The 20,877-nt window shown below is 69.9% G+C and carries 19 protein-coding genes (1 of these 19 only partly in view); 11 read left to right on the plus strand and 8 right to left on the minus strand.

The features are described from left to right. Positions 1 to 898, plus strand: the end of a protein-coding gene (locus tag RCO38_RS05400; protein ID WP_308327244.1) for an ATP-binding cassette domain-containing protein. The gene continues 1,004 nt to the left of window position 1, outside the view; 898 of the gene's 1,902 nt are visible here — the last part of the coding sequence; the start codon falls outside the window, past its left edge; the stop codon is at positions 896 to 898. Positions 899 to 933: 35 nt separating this feature from the next. Then, a complete protein-coding gene (locus tag RCO38_RS05405) occupies positions 934 to 3,096 on the plus strand; it encodes an ATP-binding protein (RefSeq protein ID WP_308327245.1) in 2,163 nt (720 codons plus the stop codon). On the opposite strand, the gene RCO38_RS05410 is transcribed toward RCO38_RS05405, so the two are convergent. Then, positions 3,074 to 4,489: an aminotransferase-like domain-containing protein gene (locus tag RCO38_RS05410; RefSeq protein ID WP_308327246.1), complete on the minus strand. Its 1,416-nt coding sequence runs from the start codon at positions 4,487 to 4,489 to the stop codon at positions 3,074 to 3,076. The genes RCO38_RS05405 and RCO38_RS05410 overlap by 23 nt on opposite strands. A 167-nt stretch (positions 4,490 to 4,656) precedes the next feature. Between RCO38_RS05410 and RCO38_RS05415 the strand changes: the two genes are divergently transcribed. The 6 genes from RCO38_RS05415 to RCO38_RS05440 are packed head-to-tail and all read left to right on the plus strand — an operon-like array spanning position 4,657 to position 9,930. After that, complete coding sequence (locus tag RCO38_RS05415; protein WP_308327247.1) at positions 4,657 to 5,310, plus strand: LysE family translocator; 654 nt, start codon at positions 4,657 to 4,659, stop codon at positions 5,308 to 5,310. Then, the gene (locus RCO38_RS05420; RefSeq protein WP_308327248.1) at positions 5,307 to 6,251 is read left to right on the plus strand and encodes a DMT family transporter; all 945 of its coding nucleotides are present in this window, start codon (positions 5,307 to 5,309) and stop codon (positions 6,249 to 6,251) included. Before RCO38_RS05415 ends, RCO38_RS05420 begins: the two co-directional genes overlap by 4 nt. A 59-nt stretch (positions 6,252 to 6,310) precedes the next feature. Further along, a complete protein-coding gene (locus RCO38_RS05425; protein ID WP_308327339.1) occupies positions 6,311 to 7,447 on the plus strand; it encodes an aminotransferase-like domain-containing protein in 1,137 nt (378 codons plus the stop codon). Between the two features lie 4 nt (positions 7,448 to 7,451). After that, complete coding sequence (locus RCO38_RS05430; protein ID WP_308327250.1) at positions 7,452 to 8,069, plus strand: glutathione S-transferase family protein; 618 nt, start codon at positions 7,452 to 7,454, stop codon at positions 8,067 to 8,069. A gap of 17 nt (positions 8,070 to 8,086) precedes the next feature. Beyond that, positions 8,087 to 8,962, plus strand: coding sequence for a PhzF family phenazine biosynthesis protein (locus tag RCO38_RS05435; protein WP_308327251.1), 876 nt, complete (start codon positions 8,087 to 8,089; stop codon positions 8,960 to 8,962). Then, the gene (locus RCO38_RS05440; protein WP_308327252.1) at positions 8,962 to 9,930 is read left to right on the plus strand and encodes a threonine dehydratase; all 969 of its coding nucleotides are present in this window, start codon (positions 8,962 to 8,964) and stop codon (positions 9,928 to 9,930) included. Before RCO38_RS05435 ends, RCO38_RS05440 begins: the two co-directional genes overlap by 1 nt. Before the next feature lie 5 nt (positions 9,931 to 9,935). Here the strand turns inward: RCO38_RS05440 and RCO38_RS05445 are convergent, their stop codons facing one another. Beyond that, positions 9,936 to 12,230, minus strand: a complete 2,295-nt coding sequence (locus tag RCO38_RS05445) for a hybrid sensor histidine kinase/response regulator (RefSeq protein ID WP_308327253.1) — start codon at positions 12,228 to 12,230, stop codon at positions 9,936 to 9,938. A 192-nt stretch (positions 12,231 to 12,422) separates the two neighbouring features. Here RCO38_RS05445 and RCO38_RS05450 point away from each other — a divergent pair, with 192 nt between their 5' ends. Continuing rightward, positions 12,423 to 13,106, plus strand: coding sequence for a histidine phosphatase family protein (locus tag RCO38_RS05450; protein ID WP_308327254.1), 684 nt, complete (start codon positions 12,423 to 12,425; stop codon positions 13,104 to 13,106). An 86-nt stretch (positions 13,107 to 13,192) separates the two neighbouring features. Here the strand turns inward: RCO38_RS05450 and RCO38_RS05455 are convergent, their stop codons facing one another. Further along, entirely contained in the window at positions 13,193 to 14,026 is an 834-nt protein-coding gene (locus tag RCO38_RS05455; protein WP_308327255.1) for a creatininase family protein, read from the minus strand. A 25-nt stretch (positions 14,027 to 14,051) separates the two neighbouring features. Then, positions 14,052 to 15,266, minus strand: a complete 1,215-nt coding sequence (locus RCO38_RS05460) for a cyclopropane-fatty-acyl-phospholipid synthase family protein (protein ID WP_308327256.1) — start codon at positions 15,264 to 15,266, stop codon at positions 14,052 to 14,054. 168 nt (positions 15,267 to 15,434) lie between these two features. Here RCO38_RS05460 and RCO38_RS05465 point away from each other — a divergent pair, with 168 nt between their 5' ends. Beyond that, entirely contained in the window at positions 15,435 to 17,642 is a 2,208-nt protein-coding gene (locus RCO38_RS05465) for a protein-disulfide reductase DsbD family protein (RefSeq protein WP_374694510.1), read from the plus strand. A gap of 11 nt (positions 17,643 to 17,653) precedes the next feature. Here the strand turns inward: RCO38_RS05465 and RCO38_RS05470 are convergent, their stop codons facing one another. From RCO38_RS05470 to RCO38_RS05485, 4 genes are all read right to left on the minus strand, one after another. Then, positions 17,654 to 17,929: a DUF2164 domain-containing protein gene (locus RCO38_RS05470; protein ID WP_308327257.1), complete on the minus strand. Its 276-nt coding sequence runs from the start codon at positions 17,927 to 17,929 to the stop codon at positions 17,654 to 17,656. Positions 17,930 to 17,942: 13 nt separating this feature from the next. Then, positions 17,943 to 18,434, minus strand: coding sequence for a CYTH domain-containing protein (locus tag RCO38_RS05475; protein ID WP_308327258.1), 492 nt, complete (start codon positions 18,432 to 18,434; stop codon positions 17,943 to 17,945). Positions 18,435 to 18,449: 15 nt separating this feature from the next. Further along, positions 18,450 to 18,662 (minus strand): DUF4287 domain-containing protein, encoded by a 213-nt coding sequence (locus RCO38_RS05480; protein WP_308327259.1) that lies wholly within the window; start codon positions 18,660 to 18,662, stop codon positions 18,450 to 18,452. Between the two features lie 183 nt (positions 18,663 to 18,845). Beyond that, a complete protein-coding gene (locus RCO38_RS05485) occupies positions 18,846 to 19,262 on the minus strand; it encodes an SRPBCC family protein (protein WP_308327260.1) in 417 nt (138 codons plus the stop codon). Positions 19,263 to 19,515: 253 nt separating this feature from the next. Between RCO38_RS05485 and hemE the strand changes: the two genes are divergently transcribed. Continuing rightward, on the plus strand, positions 19,516 to 20,613 hold the full coding sequence (hemE, locus tag RCO38_RS05490; protein ID WP_308327261.1) for a uroporphyrinogen decarboxylase: 1,098 nt from the start codon (positions 19,516 to 19,518) through the stop codon (positions 20,611 to 20,613). The last annotated feature ends 264 nt before the right edge of the window (positions 20,614 to 20,877 follow it).

Consider the following 20,877-nt stretch of genomic DNA (forward strand, 5'->3'; position numbering starts at 1 on the left):
CACCATCCTGCGCGGAGACAAGGTGGGCCTCATCGGCCCCAATGGCGCCGGCAAGACCACACTGCTCAAGATGATCCTCGGTGAGCTTCCCCCAGACACCGGAACGGTGCGTCAGGGCAGCCAGATCAGCGTGGCCTATTTCGATCAACTCCGCGACCAGGTGAACCTGGACGCCACGCTGGAGGATTTCATCAGCCCGGGCAGTGAGTGGATCGAGATCGGCAACCGCCGCACCCATGTCAAGAGCTACCTGAACGACTTCCTGTTCTCCCCTGCCCGGGCCAACGCCCCGGTACGCACGCTCTCGGGAGGCGAGCGCAACCGCCTGCTGCTGGCGCGCCTGTTCGCGCGACCGGCCAACGTGCTGGTGCTGGACGAGCCGACCAACGACCTCGACATCGACACCCTGGAGCTGCTGGAAGAACTGCTGCAACAGTACGAAGGCACGGTGTTCCTGGTCAGTCACGACCGCCGCTTCCTGGACAACGTGGTCACCAGCACCATCGTCAGCGAAGGAAACGGTGTCTGGCGCGAGTACGTGGGCGACGTGCAGGACTGGCTCACCCAGTCGGCGCGCGCCCAGGAGTTGCAGCGCCAGCGGGCCCCTGAACCCGTGGCCAAGCCCCAGGAAGCGGCGGCACCTGTCCCGGCCCCCACCAGCGCCCCAGCCTTGGGCAAACGCAAGCTCAGCTACAGGGAACAGCGCGAGTTCGACGCTCTGCCCGCGAAGATCCAGGCACTGGAGGACGAACAGGCCGAAATCGACAAGGTCCTTGCCGGCGGTCAGCTGTTCGCGACCGACGCAGCCCGCGCGACTCAACTGAGCGCCCGCCATGCCGAAATAGAAGAAGAGTGGATGCAGGCCCTGGAGCGCTGGCAGGCGCTGGGCGGCACCTGAACACCCGGGCGACCGGCCGTCGCCCCAGCAACAACATGCCCGACATTCCCCAACGCCTCGCCCTGGACCTGCAGCGCGCGCAGCAGGACCTCCAGCGCGAACGCGAGCGCACGCAGAAGCTGCTGGCGGAACTGGACCGCCAGAACGCCGAGCTCGACCGCCTGCGCAGTTCGGTGCACCGCGAGTCGAACAGCCGCCTGCTGGCCGAAGAGGCGCTGGACGAGACCCGCGACCGGCTGCAGCTGGCCGTTGAGGCGGCCCGGCTGGCACTCTGGGACTGGCAACTGCCCACACCCCAGGTGTTCCTGACAGCGCGCTGGGGCGAGATGTTGGCCGATGTCGCCATGGAGGGCAACTGGAGCATGGCCGACCTGCAGGCCCGCATCCACCCCGACGACCGCAAAGCCTTCGATGACCTGCACCGGACGCTGCTGTCCAACGAGCGGCGGCACGCGGTGTCGCAATACCGCGTGCGCACCAGCGACGGCTGGCTGTGGGTCGAGAACCACGCGATGGTGGCCGAGCACGATGCCCGCGGCCGGCCGCTGCGCCTGATGGGCACGCTGGCCGACATCGGCGAGCGCAAACGCGCCGAGGCCGAGGGCGAGCGGGCGCGCCAGCTGGCCGAGCAGGCGAGCCGGGCCAAGAGCGAGTTCCTGGCCAACATCAGCCACGAGGTGCGCACGCCGCTGAACGCCCTGATGGGCCTGACCCGGCTGTTGATGGACTCGCCGCTGAACCCGGAGCAGAAGAACTGGCTGGAGCTGATGGACAGCTCGGCCCATGCCCTGCTGGGCCTGCTCAACGACGTGTTGGACCTCTCGCGCATCGAGGCCGGCAAGCTCAGCATCGAGCGGGTGCGTTTCGACCTGCGCCAGGTGCTGCAGGACGTGGGCGCGCTGTACGCCGAACAGGCCCGCGCCAAGCCGCTGGACTGGTCGCTGGACATGGCGCCCGGCCTGCCCCAGCACATGCAGGGCGACCCGGGGCGGTTGCGACAGGTGCTGTCCAACCTGCTGTCGAACGCCCTGAAGTTCACCCCGCGCGGCGGGTGCATCCATGTCACCGCCGACGTCGTGCATCAGGGCGCCGTCTCCCGGCTGCGCCTGCAGGTGCAGGACAGCGGAGTCGGCATCTCGCCCAAGCAGCAGGTCACCATTTTCGACGCCTTCACACAGGCCGACGCCTCGACGGCACGCCGTTTCGGCGGCAGCGGCCTGGGTCTGGCGATCTGCTCGCGCCTGGTGCGGCTGATGGGCGGCGAGATCGGCCTGCAGAGTGCGCTGGGTCAGGGCAGCACCTTCACGGTGACCCTGCCGCTGAACGACACAACCGCCACCGAGAACGCCACGCTGACCGCGCCCACCGAACTGGACGAGATGGCACAGGTCGGTGACCGCTTCGCCGGTCTGCGGGTGCTGGTGGCCGAAGACCATCCGGTCAACGAGCTGCTGATGCGCCAGCTGCTGCAGCGCCTGGGCTGTACCGTGCTGCTGGCGCGCGACGGCGAACAGGCGGTGGAGCAGTGGTCGCACGGCGGGATCGATCTGGTGCTGATGGATGTGCAGATGCCCGGCACCAACGGCCTGCAGGCGACCCACCGCATCCGCGAGCTGGAGAAGACGCTTGGGCGGCCACACACCCCCATCGTGGCGGTGACCGCCAACGCCATGAACGGTGACCGGGAAGCCTGCCTCGCGGCGGGCATGGACGGGTACACCCCCAAACCTGTGGGTCCGAAGGCGCTGATGCGAGCCTTGGACGAGGCGCTGCGTGTCCCGGGCCAACCGGTGCCGCCGGTCGCTCCGCGCGACGAACCTGCACCGGAACCGCACACACCTTCGGCGGCCGGTGCGCTGGACGTGGCCAAGCTGCGCCGCAGGCTGGATGGTGACGAAGAGACCCTGCGCCAGCTGGCCCAGGCCATGCGAACCGACCTGTCCCAGCGACTGCGGCAACTGGACGGGGCGCTGCAGACGCAGGATGCCGACCGGGCGGTGGCCCACGCCCACGGCCTCAAGGGTTCACTGGGCAGTATGACGGCCGAGCGAGGTGCGCGGCTGGCCAAGGGCCTGGAGCTGGCGGCACTGGCCCGCGACTGGCACCTGTTCGAGCGCGCCCTGCCACTGATGCAGGCCGAGGCCCAGGCGCTGGACAAGGCCCTCGCGGCGCTGCTCAGCTCGCCACCAGGCGCCTGAACACCTTCCAGAACGCCGCGTCCTGCGTGGTCGCGAAGTTGATGCGCATCAGCGTGCTGGGCGCGCGCGCCGCGTGGAACAGCGCGCCGGGCGCGATCAGGTAGTCCTCGTCCAGCATGCGCTGCGCCAGCGCCTCGGTGTCCACGCCGGTGTCGACCCAGCCGAACAGGCCAGAGGGCTCGGCCACGAAGCGGCAGCCCGACGCCTGTGCCAGCTTCACGCTTCGGGTGCGCGCGGCGTCCAGCCGGGTGCGGATGCGCTCGGCGTGGCGACGCAGCTGGCCGCTCTCGATGCAGTGCGCCAGCGCGCGCTCCAGCAGGCTGGGCGTGGTCAGCGTGGCCAGCAGCTTGGTGTCCAGCAGGCGCTCGGTCAGCTCGGGCGGCGCCACCAGGTAGCCCACGCGCCAGTTGGGCGCCAGGATCTTGGCGAAACCGCTGACATAGATGGTGCGCCGCAGGCCGTCGAGCACGCTCATACGGGTGGCGTGTTCGGGTGCGATGTGGCTGTAGGTATCGTCCTCGACGATGTGGAAGTCGTGCTGCTGGGCCAGCTGCAGCACGCGGTGCGCACTGGCGGGCGAGAGGCAGTAACCCGTGGGGTTGTGCAGCACGCTCACGCTGACGAAGAGCTTGGGCGCGTGGGCCTCGCAGTAGCGCGCCATCACCGCCAGGTCCGGCCCGGCCGGGCCGCGCGGCACCGGCAGGATGCGCATGCCCAGCGCGTCGAGCCGGGCGAACTCCACCGCCCAGCCCGGTTCCTCCACCATCACGGCATCGCCCGGCTTGAGCAGGGTGCGGCTGACGATGTCCAGCGCGTGGGTGGCGCCCACGGTGGTGATGATCTGCGCCGGATCCGCTGGCAGGCCCAGGCCCTGCAGCCGCGCGGCCAGCACGCGGCGCAGGTGGCCATCGCCCATGGGCTCGCCGTAGCGCAGCGAGCTTTCGGCCAGCGCCTTCTGGCCGCTGACCTTGCGCACCGCGGCGGGCATGAAGGTCGATTCGAGCCATTCGGGCGGCAGCACGCCCATGCCGGGCTGCGGCAAGCTGCCGCCGGGGTGGAACATGCCGCGGATCAGCGTGGCGGCCGACAGCGGCGCCGCCATCCGCGGGGTGGCCGGCGCCACCGGTGCCGCGCCGCCGGCGTCGCGCAAGGGCGCCCGCTCGCGCACGAAGAAGCCCCGGTGCGGCCGCGCCTCCACCAGTCCCTGGGCCAGCAGCAGGTCGTAGGCCGCCACCACGGTGGACGGATTCAGGCCATGCTGGGCCGCGCACTGGCGCACGCTGGGCAAGCGCGCGCCGGGCGCCAGCAGGCGGTCACGGATGCGGGCGGCAAATCGCTCGGCCAGCTGTTCGGTGAGGGTCTGCGCAGCGGTTCGCGTGAGTGATGCGACCACGGCAGTGTCCGGCGCGGTGTCTCTGGAATCCTTGCTATGGAACATGCGGTGTATGGCCCTCATGAACCACACAGATTCATTCCGTGACCCGGCCATCTGTATGGTTTGTGTATGGCCCGCAAGGATAAAGTGCATCGCATGTCCCCACAAGCCCCCACGGTGAAGCCATGACCGCCGGCGAGTTCAGCGCCCTGCTGGTGCTGGCCACGGCCACCAGTTTCACGCCCGGACCCAACACCACGCTGTCCACCGCGCTGGCGGCCAACGGCGGGCTGCCGCGCGCGCTGCGCTTCATCGCCGCGGTGCCGGTGGGCTGGGGCCTGCTGTTCACGCTGTGCGCCGCGGGCGTGGGGTCGCTGGTGGTGGCCGTGCCGGCGCTGCGCTGGGCCATCCTGCTGGGCGGCACGGTCTACCTGCTGTGGCTGGCGCGGCGGCTCTGGGGCAGCCGCTCGCTCAGTTCGGTGGACAGCGCACGGCTGAACGTGGGCTTCTGGCAGGGCGTGGGCCTGCAGTTCCTCAACATCAAGGCCTGGATGCTGGCGCTGTCCATCGTCGCAGGCTGGATCGCCGGCCAGGCCGACGCGCAGCAGCGCTTTGTGGCCGTGCTGCCGGTGCTGCTGGCCTTCGCCTTCGTCAGCAACCTCAGCTACGCGCTGGTCGGCTCCCTGCTGCGCCACTGGCTGGCCGGACCGGTGGTGGACGGCCAGCCCACGGGCGCGCGCCTGCTGATGTTCAACCGGCTGATGGCGCTGGCCCTGGTGCTGACCTCGGCATGGATGCTGTTGGGGGGCGCGGGCCTCTCGTTCGGGAGTGCCTCATGAGCCACAGCACCACACTGCCCTCCACGCGCATGAGCGACACCACCCTCGGCCTCTGGCTGGGCCTGGTCGGCGTCGTCGTGTTCGCGCTCACGCTGCCGATGACGCGCCTGGCCACCGGCACCGCCGACGCACCGCAGCTCTCACCCTGGTTCGTGACCTGGGCCCGCGCCGCACTGGCCGGCGGCCTGTCGGCGGCCTACCTGCTGGCCACGCGCTCGCGCCTGCCGACGGCGGCCGAACGCGGGCCGCTGCTGCTCTCGCTGGCGGGCAACGCCATCGGCTACCCGTTGCTGCTCGGCTGGGCGCTGCGCCACGTCACGGCCAGCCACGCCGCCGTCATCACCGCCCTGCTGCCGCTGGCCACCGCCGCGGTCGCCGCCTGGCTGATGCACCAGCGCGCGCGCCTGGGCTTCTGGCTGTTTGCGGTGCTGGGCAGCGCGCTGGTGGTGGCCTACAGCCTGATCCGCGCGGCGCAGGTGGGCCATGGTTTCGGCCTCACATGGGCCGACGCGCTGCTGGTCGGTGCGGTGCTGGCCGCGGCGCTGGGCTATGTGGGCGGCGCCAAGGCAACGCCTTCGCTGGGCGCCGAGCGCGTGATCAGCTGGGTCTGCGTGTTGGCCCTGCCACTGTCGGTGCCCGGCGCGCTGCTGACCTGGCCCGAGCAGCCGATTGCGCTGTCCGCCTGGCTGGCGCTGGGCTACGTGGGCGTGTTTTCCATGTGGGCCGGCTTCTTCGCCTGGTTCCGCGGCCTGGCCCTGGGCGGCGCACTGCGCGTGAGCCAGACCCAGCTGCTGCAACCCTTCGTCAGCATCCTGGCCGCCGTGCCACTGCTGGGAGAATCGCTGGACGCGATCACGCTGGGCTTTGCCCTCGCCGTGGTCGCCACCGTGTTCATGGGCCGGCGCATGGCCGCCCCCACCCCATCCCCCGCCAAGTCCTGATTGAGGAGACTGCCTTGACCACCACCACCACCTGGACGCTCGCGCAACGCGCCCACAAGATGAACCCTTCGGTGATCCGCGAGATCCTCAAGGTCACAGAGAAGCCCGGCATCATCAGCTTTGCCGGGGGTCTCCCTTCGCCCAAGACCTTCCCGGTCGACGCCTTTGCCGCCGCCTGTGCCGCCGTGCTCAGGACCGATGGCGCCGCCGCGCTGCAGTACGCCGCCAGCGAGGGCCTGCCGGCCCTGCGCGAGTGGATCGCGAAGCAGCTGCCCTGGGACGTCAGCCCCGACCAGGTGCTGATCACCACCGGCAGCCAGCAGGGCCTGGACCTGGTGGCCAAGGTGCTGATCGACGAAGGCAGCACGGTGCTGGTGGAGACACCCACCTACCTGGGCGCGCTGCAGGCCTTCACGCCGATGGAGCCCAAGATCGTCAGCGTGGACAGCGACGACGAGGGCATCGACGTCGGCGACCTGAAGCAGAAAGCGCCGGGCGCGCGCTTCCTGTACGTGCTGCCCAACTTCCAGAACCCCACCGGTCGCACCATGAGCGAGGCGCGCCGCCAGGCCCTGGTGGACGCAGCCCAGGCCGCGGGTCTGCCCATCGTGGAAGACAACCCCTACGGCGACCTGTGGTTCGACCAGCCGCCGCCCCCGCCGCTGACCGCGCGCCGTCCCGAAGGTTGCATCTACCTGGGTTCGTTCTCCAAGGTGCTGGCGCCCGGCCTGCGCCTGGGCTACGTGGTCGCCCCCAAGGCCATCATGCCCAAACTGCTGCAGGCCAAGCAGGCGGCCGACCTGCACAGCCCCAGCTTCAACCAGCGCATGGTGGCCGAGGTGCTCAAGGACGGCTTCATCGACCGCCACGTGCCCACCATCCGCGCGCTCTACAAACACCAGTGCGAGGTGATGCTGGCGGCGCTGAAGACGGAAATGGCCGACCTGGACGTGCAGTGGAACTCGCCCGTGGGCGGCATGTTCCTGTGGGCGCGCCTGCCCGAGGGTGTCAACGCCGTCGAGCTGCTGCCCCAGGCGGTGGACAAGGGCGTGGCCTTCGTGCCCGGCGCGGCGTTCTACGCCGACCACGGCGACCCGCGCACGCTGCGCCTGTCGTTCGTGACCGCGAGCGAAGAACAGATCCGCATCGGCATCCGCGCGCTGGCGGACGCCATCCGCGACGCCATCAAGGGTTGAGATCATGCTGCGCGTCTGGGGCCGCATCAGTTCGATCAACGTGCGCAAGGTGGTGCTGTGCGCGCAGGTGCTGGGACTCGAATTCGAGCGCATCGACGCCGGCCTGTCCTACGGCGTGGTGAACACGCCCGACTACCGCGCCAAGAACCCCAACGGCCTGGTGCCGCTGCTCGAAGACGGCGACTTCACGCTGTGGGAGTCGAACGCCATCGTTCGGTATCTCTGCGCACGTGAGGGATCGCTGCTTTATCCGCAAGACCTTCAGCGCCGCGCCGACGCCGAGCGCTGGATGGACTGGCAGCAGACCACGCTCAACCCGGCCGGCAGCCCCGGCTTCAAGCAGCTGATCCGCACACCCGAGGCGCAGCGCGACCCGGCCGTCGTCGCCGCTTCGGTGGCGGCCACCGAAGCGCTGTTCGCCCAGCTGGACGAACACCTCGCACGCCAGCCCTTCATGGCCGGCGACGCGCTGACCATGGCCGACATCCCGATCGCCTGCGAGGTGCACCGCTGGTGGGGCCTGCCGTTGCCGCGCCCGGCCTGGCCGCATCTGGAGCGCTGGTACGCACAGTGGCTGGCCATGCCCGCCAGCCGCGGCGTGCTGGACCTGCCCCTGTCCTGACCTCACGGAGAACCTTCATGCAGCAACGCCCGTTCAAACAGGTCGACGTGTTCACCACCACCCCCTACCGCGGCAACCCGCTGGCGGTGGTGCTCGACGGCAGCGGCCTGTCGACCGAGGCGATGCAGCACTTCACGAACTGGACCAACCTGTCGGAGTGCACCTTCCTGCTGCCGCCCACGCCCGAGGGCGCCGCCGCCGGTGCCGACTACCGCGTGCGCATCTTCTGCCCGGGCCGCGAGCTGCCGTTCGCCGGCCACCCCACGCTGGGCAGCTGCCACGCCTGGCTGGAGGCGGGTGGCGTGCCGCGGGGGGAATACGTGGTGCAGGAATGCGGGGTGGGGCTGGTAAGGATCCAACGCGACGGCGAGCGCCTCGCGTTCGCTGCGCCGCCCCTCATCAAGAGCGGTCCCCTGGACGAAGCCGACGTGCAACTCATCGCCCGCGGTCTGGGCGTGGCGCGCGCCGACATCACCGCCCACGCCTGGTGCGACAACGGCCCCAACTGGCGCGGCGTGATGCTGCGCAGCGCCGAACAGGTGCTGGCGCTGCGTCCCGACGCCACCGTGCTGGCGGGGCTGGACATCGGCGTGGTGGGCCCACGCGGCAAGGTGGGCGTGGTCGGCCCGCAGGACGCGGGCGACACGCAGTTCGAGGTGCGCGCCTTCTTCCCTGGCAACAACGGCATGGCCGAAGACCCGGTGACCGGCAGCCTGAACGCCGCGCTGGCGCAATGGCTGATCGGTGCCGGCCTGGCACCCGAACGCTACGTGGCCGCCCAGGGCACGGCCCTGGCGCGCGAGGGCCGCGTGCACATCGAGCGCGCGACGGACGACACGATCTGGGTCGGCGGTGCCAGCGTCACCTGCATCGACGGGACGGTGCAGCTGTGATGCACCTGCCCACCCTCGCCGACATCGAGGCCGCCGCCCAGGTGGTCTACCGCAGCTTCCCGCCCACACCCCAGTACCGCTGGGGCTTGCTGAGCGAACGGCTGGGCACCGACTGCTGGCTCAAGCACGAGAACCACACGCCCGTCGGCGCGTTCAAGATCCGCGGCGGCCTGACCTATTTCGAGCAGCTCAGGCAGCGCGGCGAACTGCCGCGCGAGGTGATCAGCGCCACGCGCGGCAACCACGGCCAGAGCATCGGCTGGGCGGCGCGGGAACACGGCGTGCGCTGCACCATCGTCGTGCCGCGCGGCAACTCGGTGGAGAAGAACGCCGCCATGCGCGCGCTCGGCGTCGACCTGATCGAACATGGCGACGACTTTCAGGAGAGCCGCGAGCACGCGATGCGGCTGGCGGCCGAGCGTGGCGCCCACATGGTGCCCAGCTTCCACAAAGACCTGCTGCGCGGCGTGAGCACCTACTGGTGGGAATTCCTGCGCGCAATACCTCAGCTGGACGTGGTCTACGTGCCCATCGGCCAGGGTTCGGGCGCGTGTTCGGCCATCGCCGCAAAACAGGCCCTGGGTCACCGCGCACGCATCGTCGGCGTGGTCAGCGCCCACGCCACGACCTACGCCGATTCGATCGCCGCGGGCCGGGTGGTGGAAGCGCCGGTCACCACCGCGCTGGCCGACGGCATGGCCTGCCGCGTCGCCGACGCCGAGGCGCTGGCCATCCTCGCGCCGGCGCTGGACCACATCGTGAAGGTCACCGACGAGGACGTGGCGCAGGCCATGCGCGCCCTCTTCGCGGACACCCACAACGTGGCCGAAGGCGCGGGCGCCGCCGCGTTCGCAGCCGCGATGCAGGAAAAAGAAACGCTGGGCGGCCTGGCCGTGGGCCTCAGCCTCAGCGGCGGCAACGTGGACAGCGCCACCTTTGCCAAGGTCCTGGCCGGCGCGAGTGTCTGAATCGATCAGTTTTTTGGGGACACCAACCGCGCGACGACCTCGCAGAACGCCTCGACCGCATCCGTCTTGAACACCACCTCGGTCACGCCCGCCGCCTGGGCCTCCGACTGCAGCTCGTCGCTGATGTAACCCGAGGCCACGGCCACGGGCAGTGCCGGGTTGATCGCCAGCACCTCGCGCGCCACGTCGATGCCCGACATGCCGGGCATGTTGTAGTCCGTCATCAGCAGCTGGAAGCCCTGCGGCTGGGCGCGCACCGCGTCGATCGCCTCCTGCTGGTCGCAGACCGCCGTGACCCTGTAACCCCGGCGCTCCAGCAACCGGCGCACCAGGAACACCAGGGTGTCGTCGTCGTCCAGGTACAGGATGTGGGCGGGGGCGGCGCTCGGCTCGTCGGACATGGCTGGGGACTCCACTGAAAAAGTAGCGGTCGGGGGCGGCCCGCCGCTTTGTATGGGGGCCATTGTGCCGTTATCCACGAAGACCACCTCCGGTTCAAGTGCCGGAGGCTTGTCGGCGGTGGCCGGGAAATACAGGGTGAAGGTGGTGCCTTCGCCGAGCCGGCTGTCGACCGTGATCGCGCCGCCATGGGCCTCGACGATGCCCAGCACCATCGGCAGGCCCAGGCCCGTGCCCTGCCCGACCCCCTTGGTGGTGAAGAAGGGCTCGAAGATGCGCGCCCGAGTGGCGTCGTCCATGCCGCAGCCATCGTCGTTCACCGCGATGCGCACTGCGCCCAGGCCGCTGCGCCGGCCGGCCTCCACCAGCGCAGGCGGCAGCCCGGGGTCGTCCAGGTCCACGGTGTCGATGCGGTAGGCGATCCGGCCGGGCCGCCCCTGCAGCGCGTGCACGGCGTTGGTCCCCAGGTTGAGCAGGACCTGCCCGAGACGGGTCGGGTCGGCCAGGATGGCGAGGCCATTCGGCGCCACCTCCTTGACCAGCTGGACGTTGGGTGCGATGGCGGTGCGCAGCAGGCTGCAGGTTTCGGTGACGATGGCATCGGGACAGACCGGTGTGCGCGCCAGCGGCTGCTGGCGACTGAAGGCCAGAATCTGGCGCACCAGTTCGCGCCCGCGCCGCGCCGCGCTGCTGATCTCGTGCAGGCTCTGGCGCGCCGGTGCGCCCGGCGGAAGGTCCTGGCGCGCCAGGTCGGCGTTGCCCAGGATCGCGGCCAGGATGTTGTTGAAATCGTGCGCCACGCCGCCGGCCAGCGTGCCCAGCGCCTCCATCTTCTGCGACTGCGCCAGCTGCTGCTCCAGCGCGCGCTGCTGCTGCTGCATCTGGCGCAGCGCCGTGATGTCGACGAAGGTGAAGACCACATGGCGCAAGCCGCCCAACGCGTCGTTCTCGGGGTAGGCGTTGCACAGCGCCCAGCGGATCTCGCCGGCGATGTGGATGCCCACCACCACATCGGACACCGGCTGCCCGGTGGCCAACACGCGCTCGAACGGCATTTCGTGCCGGGGCAGGCGCTGTCCGTCGGGAGCGAGCAGGGGCCACGCACCGGTCGCAGGCGGCCGCCCGCCCTCCGGCCAGGCCAGGAAACGCTGGGCGGCGGCGTTGATCCGGGCCACGGACCGGTCGGGGCCGAGCACGAGTACCCCGGCGCCCAGGTTGTCCACCAGCGCCCGGGACTCGGCCTCCCGCTCGGCCATGCCCTGCCGGGTCTGTTCCACCTCCTGGCGCAGGCGCAGCGACACCAGGGTACTGAACACGAGAACCCGCAGGAACTTGGACAGCAGGAAAAACAGCATGAACCGGGCGGCGACGGTGTCCAGCGCCTGGCCGCCCCCCAGCAGCCACGCGCTCAGGGCCGTCAGCGCCAGCAGTTCGCTCGCCGTCAAGGCCGCCAGCACGCGGTACTCGGGCTGGCTGCGCTGCGAACGAAGGCCCAGCAGGTCGTGCAGCACGCACAGCGCCATCGCGCCCATCACCAGCAGGTACACGAGCTGCACATGCAGCGCGCTGGGCCCCACGGCGGCCAGCACCACCAGCAGGCTCACCAGCGTGACCAGCATGCCGCTCAGCACCCGCCAGGGCAGCGGCAGCTGCAGGTAGCGGCGCAGCCCCAGCCAGCCGCAGGCGTGGGAGCCGAACAGCAGCACGAGGGCCAATCCGGCCAGCAGCGGCCCCTCGCTGGACAGGCGCCACAGCAGGACAACCGACCCCGCGATGCTCAGCACCCCGCTCAGCGACCACCAGCCCGGGCCGCCAATGGCGGGATAGCGCCGCATCTGCCACCAGAAGGCGACGGCGATGAGCACGTCCAGCCCCAGCCGCACGAGCAGAAGCGTGGTCATGTCAGGCAGCATGGGCCATTGTCGGGAAAGACATGCGCTTCATTGAAGCACGGCCGGGGCCGCGAAGGTCGTGTCAAAACGAGCAAAAAAGGCCGCTATTTCCGGATTGCACCGAATGGCGTGGCGCCTGCGCGACCTGCAGTCGCTGCCGGGACAAAGTCGGCGCGGGCCCAGCGAACAGAATCCCGCCCCATGGGAATCCTCTACCTTGTCCGTCACGGCCAGGCCTCGTTCGGGGCCGCCGACTACGACCAGCTCAGCGAGCTGGGTCAGCGCCAGAGCGAGCGCCTGGGCCGGCACTGGGCCGAACGCGGGCTGCGCTTCGACGCCGCCCTCACCGGCACGCTGCGCCGCCACGCCCAGACCTGGGCCGGCATCGCGCGCGGTGCCGGGCTGGAGCTGTCGCCGCTGGAATGGCCGGGACTCAACGAATACGACAGCGGGGCGGTGATCCGCGCCATCCTGCCGCGCGGGCAGGAGGATGCGCTGGGCGATCCGCACAGCCCCGAGGGCTACAAGGCGCATTTCCGGCTGCTGCGCGACGGCCTGCGGCAATGGATGGCCGGCACCATCAGCCCCGAGGGCATGCCCGCCTACACCGACTTCGTGCACGGCGTGACCAGCGCGCTGGAGCACGTGCGTGCGCACCACGCGGGCCAGAACGTGCTGCTGGTCTCCAGCGGCGGGCCGATTGCGACCGCGGTGGGCCATGTGCTGGGCCTGAGCCCGGACGCCACCATCGACCTGAACATGCGCATCCGCAACAGCGCGGTGACCGAGTTCCAGTTCAACCCCAAGCGCCACCACCTGCTGACCTACAACACGCTGCCGCACCTGGACAGCGCTGCACATCGGGATTGGGTGACCTACGCCTGATCAGCCGGGACTGCCGCCGGGCCGCCCCAAGGCAGGCCCAGCCCACTCGGGGGGCAGCGACCCGCACAGCGGCGGAGCGTGGGGGCTCAATTGAACGCGGTCTGCTCGCGCAGGGTGTCGGGCGGCAGCCGGTCGATTTCCACCAGCGCCTGGGCCAGCGCCCGGCCGGCCGCGTCCAGCAGCACGCGGCCCTTTTCGGCCGTGGCCGCTGCGGCGTGGCCCACCGCGCCCTGCGGGTTGTAGTCCTGCATCATCCAGCCCAGCTTGGCGCTCTTGCCATTGCCCAGCGTGGCAAAACGTTCGGCGCGGTCCTGCGAACTCGAACGGAAGTACTCGGCCTTGTCCATGCGCACGCGCTCCGGCCGCAGCGCCAGCATCATCGAGGTCTCGATCTCGCCGGCGTGGATGCCGAAGCGGTGTTCGTCGGCGCTGAACAGCGCGTTCACGTCGTTCCCGGCCGCATCGCGCAGCGGCAGGTTGAACCAGCTGATGCTGTAGACCAGCATCCCGAGCCGCGCCCGCAGGTCGCGCGCCACCAGGTCCAGCGCGCCCACCTGGCCGCCGTGGCTGTTGAGCAGCACCAGCTTTTTCACGCCGCTGGCCGCCACGGCCTCGCCAATTTCGGTCCAGATCCGCACCAGGGTCTCGGCCTTCAGCGTGAGCGTGCCGGCGAAGCGCGTGTGTTCGGGCGAGAAGCCGATGGCCTGCGCCGGCAGGAACAGCGCCGGCAGGTCGGCCGGCAGGTGGGGCAGCGCCGCCGCCACCACGCCGCCCACGATGTCCGTGTCCACCGACAGCGGCAGGTGCGGACCGTGCTGCTCGGTCGCGGCCACCGGCAGCACCGCGATGGCGCGATCTCGGTTCAGCGCGGCGAAGTCGGCGGTGGACAGGTCGGACCAGTGGCGGATCGGGGCGTTCATGTGCCGGAGTGTAGGCCCGGCCGTTTCACGGGTACATCCAGCGCCGCGACCAGGGCAGGCCCTGTGCCGACTGGCCCGCCGGCCGGCACAGCACCTGGTAGAGCGCCACCTCGTCGTGCTCGAAGGCCCAGGCGCAACCGGCCAGGTAGATGCGCCAGATGCGCCAGCGCGTCTCGTCCACCAGCGGCCGGATCTGCGCTGCGCGGGCCTCGAAGGCCTCGCTCCACAGCTGGGTGGTGCGCTGGTAATGGCGGCGCAGGTTCTCCACGTCCAGCGCCTCCAGCCCGCCCTCCTGCAGCGTGCGCAGCACGGTGCCGATGTGCGGCAGCTCACCGCGCGGAAACACGTAGCGGTGGATGAACTGGCCGCCGCCGTGGCGCGTCTCGCCGTCGCGCGCGTCGGTGCTGGTGATGCCGTGGTTCATGGCCCAGCCGTCGGGCTGCAGCAGTTCGCGGATGCGGGCGAAGTACGCCGCCAGGTGGTCCAGCCCCACGTGCTCGAACATGCCCACGCTGGTGATGCGGTCGAACGGACCGTCGGCCACGTCGCGGTAGTCCTGCAGCCGGATCTCGACCCGGTCCTGCAGCCCGGCGGCGCGCACCCGCTCGGAGGCCAGGTCGAACTGGTTCTGCGACAGCGTCACGCCGACGCAGCGCGCGCCGAACTGCTGCGCCGCGCGCAGCACCAGGGCGCCCCAGCCGCAGCCGATGTCCAGCAGGCGCTGGCCCGGCGCCAGCCGGATCTTGCGCAGGATGTGGTCGATCTTCTGCTGCTGCGCCTGGTCCAGCGTCTCGTCGCCCTGTTCGAAATAGGCACACGAATAGACCATGCCCTCGCCCAGCCAGGGGCGGTAGAAGTCGTTGGACACGTCGTAGTGGTACTGGATCGCCTCGCTGTCGCTCTCGCGCGTGTGGCCGAAGCGGCGGCGGATGCGACCGAGCAGCCCGCTGCTGGGCTGGGCGCTGGCGGCGAGCCCGTGGGCCACGCCGATGATGTCCGGCAGCCGCCCGTCCACATCGACGAGCCCCTCGACGTAGGCCTGGCCCAGTGTGTCGAGCCCGGGTTCGATCAGCAGCGGCCAGGCCGCCGCCCCGTGCACCCGGATCTCGACCGTCGGCGCCTCGCCCAGCGCGAGCGTCGACGCCCCGTCCGCCCCCCAGCGCAGGCGCACCGGCACGTTGGCCTCGCGCCGCACCCGCTCGGCCCAGCCCTGCAGTGCCCGCTCCAGCATCGATCCCATGGCGTCTCCCTTCACGAAGCCCTGGGCGGGTTGTACCCAATCGGCGCCGCGCTGGGAACCCACGGCGGACAATCGCCTCCATGAAACCAGGGGCACCGGCCCCGGACCGCGATTCGATAGTGGTCACTTATATTCATGCACCGCCCCAGTTTTTCGCCGCCCGTTGCCATGCCGCTTCCGCCCGCCCGCCCCGCCGTCCTTCGTCCGCTGATCGCCGCGGGGGCTCTGGCGCTGCTGCTGCCCTTGGCCGCCTCTGCCCAGGGCCTGCTCGGCGGCGACGCCACCGTGGTGAAGACCGACCAGGTGCGCGCCGAGCTGATGGCCCACGCACCCGAAGGCGCCACGCCCGGCGCGAAGGTCTGGGTCGGCCTGCAACTCACCCATGCGCCCGAGTGGCACACCTACTGGAAGAATTCGGGAGACTCCGGCCTGCCGACCGATCTGCGGTGGAACCTGCCGCCCGGCGTCACTGCGGGCGAAATCGCCTGGCCGACGCCTCGCAAGTTCCCCATCGGGCCGCTGGCCAACTACGGCTACAACGGCACGGTGCTGCTGCCGGTGCCGCTGACCGTCTCACCCGAATTCCAGGGCCAGCAGCTGGAGGTGAAGCTGCAGGCGTCCTGGCTGGTCTGCCGCAAGGAGTGCATCCCGGAAGAAGGCCAGTTCTCGCTGCGCATCCCGGCCATGGGCTCGACCGGCCTGAACGGCGCCGCCTTCGACGCCGCCTTCCAGGCCGCACCCAAGGACCAGCCGCCTGCCGCCAGCGCGCTGACGCCCGAGGCCGGGTTCCTGAACGTCTCGCTCGACGCCCTGCCGGCCGCCTGGAAGGGCCGGAAGCTGGAGTTCTACCCCGAGCCTGCCGGCCTGATCGACCCCGGCGCGCCCTGGACCCAGGCCTGGGACGGCGCGCGCTGGACCGCGAAACTGCCGCTCTCCGCCCAGCGCGGCGACAGCCCGGCCGAAATGGCGCTGGTGGTGGCGCAGGCCGATGCACCCGGCGAAGGCCCGGGCCTGCCCGGCGTGCGCATGACGGTGCCGGTGCAGGGCGCCTGGCCACCGGTGGCGGCCCTGCCGGCGGCCGGCGTCTCGCCCGCGCTGCAGGCCGCGCTGGATGCCAACGCCGCGCGCGCCGCCGCCGCCCCGGCGGCCGGCGCTTCCTCGCTGGCGCTGGGCGCCGCGCTGCTGGGCGCGCTGATCGGCGGCCTGATCCTCAACCTCATGCCCTGCGTGTTCCCGGTGCTGGCGATCAAGGTGCTGGCGTTTGCGAAACATGCCGACGACCGCGCCGCGCACCGCCGTTCGGGCCTGGCCTACACCGCCGGTGTCGTGCTGTCCTTCCTGGCGCTGGGCGGCCTGCTGCTGGCGCTGCGCGCCGCCGGCGAGCAGCTGGGCTGGGGCTTCCAGCTGCAGAGCCCGGCCGTGGTCGCGGGGCTGGCGGTGCTGTTCACGCTGATCGGCCTGAACCTGGCCGGCCTGTTCGAGTTCGGCCATGTGCTGCCGTCCGGTCTGGCCAGCCTGCAGGCCAGGAACCCGACCGCCGACGCCTTCCTGACCGGCGTGCTTGCGGTCGCTGTCGCCTCGCCCTGCACCGCGCCGTTCATGGGCGCCTCGCTCGGCCTGGCCGCCACGCTGCCCGCCGCCCAGGCGCTGGCGGTGTTCGGCGTGCTCGGCCTGGGCATGGCCCTGCCCTACCTGGCCGCCAGCTGGTGGCCCGCCATCGCGCGTGCGCTGCCGCGGCCCGGTGCCTGGATGGCACGCTTCCGCCAGTTCATGGCCTTCCCGATGTTTGCCACCGTGGTCTGGCTGCTCTGGGTGCTGGGGCAGCAGAGCGGCATCGACGGCGCCGCCGCTCTGCTGCTGCTGCTGCTGGCGATGGCGCTGCTGGCCTGGTCGCTTGGCCTCTCAGGCAAGGGGCGTCTGGTGCTGGGCGGACTGTCGGCGGCGGCCCTGGTCTGGCTGGGTGTGGCGGTCGGGCCGAACGTGACACGGCTGCAGGACAGCGGCACGGCCATGGCATCGGAAACGGCCGTGCAGGGCGTGAGCTGGCAACCCTGGAGCCCCGACAAACTGGCGGCACTGCAGGCCGAAGGCCGCCCGGTCTTTGTCGACTTCACCGCCGCCTGGTGCGTCACCTGCCAGTTCAACAAGCGCAACGCCCTGGCCGACGAAGGCCTGCTGCAGGAGATGGCGGCAAAACGAGTCGCCTTGCTGCGCGCCGACTGGACACGCCGCGACCCGGCCGTGACCGCGGCGCTGGCGCAGCTCGGCCGCAACGGCGTGCCGGTGTACGCGATCTACAAGAACGGCCAGCCGCCGGTGGTGCTGACCGAGATATTGAGCGTGGCCGAGGTCCGCTCGACCCTGCAAGGCCTGTAGCGGGCCGCAGGCTACTTTCTTCCGCGAGCGCCGCGCTCGTACTTGCGCCAGTAGGCGAACTCGTCCTCGTGGACCTCCAGGTCCAGTTCGGACACCCGCTGCTGCAGCCGCTCCTGCACGTCGGCCACCGCCTGGTTGTAGACCGCCGGGCCGATCTCTTCGAGGAAAAAGCCCAGCAGGCCGCCCGCGGCGATGTTGCCAATCGGTTCGTCCATGTGTTCGCGGAAATAGCGCTCGATGGACTGGATCGCCTGGGCGCGCTGGTCCTTGGTCAGTTCGATGGGCATGGCTGGGTCTCGTTCAGTCGCGGGCACCGGCCGCATCGCGCGCATCGCGCCATTGGCTGAACGGGCGGGTGGCCAGATTGGAATTGAAGTAGCGGTGATCGTGCGTCACCTCCTCGCCCACCCACGGGGGCAGATCGACGGCCTGGTCCTCGCTCGCCAGCTCCACCTCGGCCACCACCAGCCCCGCGTTGTCGCCCAGGAACTCGTCCACTTCCCACAGCAGGCCGCCAAAGGCCACCCGGTGGCGGACCTTGTCGATCAGCGGCCCGTCGCACAGGCCCAGCAGGGCCTCGGCGTCGGCCAGCGGGACCGGGTACTCGAACTCGGCGCGGGTGGCGCCGCTCGTCGCACCCTTGATGGTCAGGAACGCCCGCGGCCCGGCGATGCGCACCCGCACCGTGCGCGCCTTGTCGCGGTTGAGATAACCCTGAACGATGCGCTGCCCTTCTGGGCTGCGCCAGGCGGTGCCGGTGACGAGGAATTTGCGTTCGATTTCAACAGGCATGGCGGTTGTCGGGCGCTACTTTTTCTGGGCCAGGTGCCAGGCCACCAGCGCGTTGGCGTGCCCGTGACCCATGGCGTGGTCGGTCTTGAGCAGTGCGACCAGCTCCATGTGCCTGCGATCGCCCGCCTGCGCGAGGATGTTCAACCAGTGTTCGATCGGCTGGCCGTACTTCTTCTCGATGGAAGGAAAGTACGAGGCCGGACCTTTGACGCTTGTTTCGGTGGCCATCGGTGTCTCCTGTGAGTGGGCGTCCCTGCACAAAAAAAAGATGAAGAAACCTCGCTTCTGAACACGGCTTTGCCCTTTTCGTGGGCGCGGATGTACCGAAGATTCGGGTGTGCCTTCGCAGATGGCCGAGCGGATCCGAGCCATTCGGGTTCCACACTGGCCACACGGCGGGCCCGGCAGCAGCTATCCCTTGCCGCAGCGGGCCAGCACGTGCCGACCGAAGCTGTCCAGGATTGCCTGCCATCCTTCGCGCTGCTGCTCTTCGGAGTGCGTTTCTTCAGCGTCAAATGTCACCTCCACGGTGACTCCGGCCGGGCCATCCGAGAACTCGACTCGGCCGACCCGGCCACCGAACTCGTATTCGATGAGCTTGTGCTCCTCGACCCTGGTGTACCGACCTTCAAAGTCGAAACCGAACGAGCCGTCCTTGGCTTCCATGCGCGACGAGAACGTGCCTCCAACGCGAAGGTCCACCATCGACGCGGTGGTGTGCCAGTCCGGCGATGCGGAGTTCCACATCTTGATGTCTTCTGGCGAGTTGTACAGGCGCCAGACCTCTGAGATAGGGGCTGCGATGGTAGTGGACACAGTGATTTTCATGGACGCCCCGAGATGGGAAGGAATTCGCTCTGTACGTTTCGTACCAAGCGGCAACACGCCGGATACCCGCCACCGCTGCCGTGAAACGATGTCTCATGCTGCATTACAGCCTACAGACCGAGAAGGTCCACGTCTACCGGACCAGGGCATCTGTTTTGTGGGCCACCCGCAAGGGCGGGGCATGGGGTCGCGGCGGCGAAGTCCACGCGGGATAATCCCGGCTTCCTCCTGAAGCCCCGCACCGGACACCCCCATGAGCTTTGCCCCCCTGCAGAACGACACCTTCCTGCGCGCCTGTCTGCGCCAGTCCACCGACCACACGCCGGTGTGGCTGATGCGCCAGGCCGGGCGCTACCTGCCCGAATACTGCGCCACGCGCGCCAAGGCTGGTTCGTTCATGGGGCTGGCCACGAATGTGGACTACGCCACCGAGGTGACGCTGCAGCCGCTGGAGCGTTATGCGCTGGATGCAGCCATCCTCTTCTCCGACATCCTCACCGTGCCGGACGCGATGGGTCTGGGCCTCTCGTTTGCGCAGGGCGAAGGCCCGAAGTTCGCGCGCAACATCCGCACCGAGGCCGATGTGGCCACGCTGGCCGTGCCCGACATGAACCAGCTGCGCTATGTGTTCGACGCGGTGACCAGCATCCGCAAGGCGCTCAACGGCCGGGTGCCGCTGATTGGCTTTTCGGGCAGCCCCTGGACGCTGGCCTGCTACATGGTCGAAGGCGGCGGCAGTGACGACTACCGCGCGGTCAAGAGCCTGATGTACAGCCGCCCGGACCTGATGCACCGCATCCTGGCCATCAACGCCGATTCGGTGGCGGCCTACCTGAACGCTCAGATCGATGCCGGCGCGCAGGCGGTGATGGTGTTCGACAGCTGGGGCGGCGTGCTGGCCGACGGCAAGTTCCAGGAGTTTTCGCTGGCCTACACGAAGCGCGTGCTGGCGCAGCTCAAGCGCACGGACGCCACCGGCGCCGTCGTTCCGCGCATCGTCTTCACCAAGGGCGGCGGTCTGTGGCTGGCCGACATGAAGGGCCTGGACTGCGAGGCCCTGGGCCTGGACTGGACGGTGAACCTGGGCGCGGCGCGCGCGCTGGTGGGCGACAGCAAGGCCCTGCAGGGCAACATCGACCCGAACGTGCTGTTCGCGCCGCCCGAGGCGATCGAGCGCGAAGTGGCGGCCGTGCTGGAGAGTTTCGGCACGCCGCACCAAGGCGCGGGCACGGGTCCGACGCACATCTTCAACCTGGGCCACGGCATCAGCCAGTTCACGCCGCCCGAGCACGTGAAGGTGCTGGTGGACGCGGTGCATGCGCACTCGAAGCGCCTGCGCGTGCAGTCTTAAGACTCCATCGGCCCGGAACCCGCGCCGGGCCTAGCGGAGCGCCGCCACGCCCCCGTGTCAAGCCACCCAGCGCAAATTTTTCTGGAAAACAGCGCTTGACAGGCCTTGGTTATGCACAAATTCTTTGCTGCGGTGCAGAAGGTACATTGCATCACCATCGCCGCCTACCCTGTTCATGTGAGTTTTGCAAGTTGTTGATTTCATTGAACTTTGTGGTTTGCCGTTTTTCCGGGCAATTTAAGAAAGCCCTTGATTTACAAGGGT

Origin of the sequence: Hydrogenophaga pseudoflava (genome assembly GCF_031020795.1) — a bacterium.
Classification (GTDB): domain Bacteria; phylum Pseudomonadota; class Gammaproteobacteria; order Burkholderiales; family Burkholderiaceae_C; genus Hydrogenophaga; species Hydrogenophaga pseudoflava_A.